Here is a 265-nt window from a genome sequence, read left to right on the forward strand (position 1 = left end):
ATCGAATAAGGTGTGGCTTCTCATAGTTGATTGAAAGCCCCATTCACTTGCTAGCCCTACTTCGTCCAATTCGAGTAGAAAATCATGAATCCAATCGCTCAGATAGGTTTTGCAACCAGGCATTCTGTCTTTGTACTCTTCGTATAGGCGTACCATCATGGAAACGTTAAATGCTGCATTTTGATTGAAGGAGTAATTGATAAGTTCATAAGTAAATAGGATTAAATAGCTTAAATCTGTTTCTAAATAATTCCCGTTTAGAGCT

Annotated in this window: 1 protein-coding gene; it reads right to left on the reverse strand. The window is 37.4% G+C overall.

What is annotated here, in order from left to right:
* Positions 1-265 (reverse strand): TerB N-terminal domain-containing protein (locus tag SB725_RS31795; protein ID WP_410923431.1); only part of this gene is annotated, 265 nt, incomplete at both ends.

It is taken from the genome of Pseudomonas sp. SIMBA_041 (genome assembly GCF_046535095.1).
GTDB lineage: Bacteria > Pseudomonadota > Gammaproteobacteria > Pseudomonadales > Pseudomonadaceae > Aquipseudomonas > Aquipseudomonas mucoides.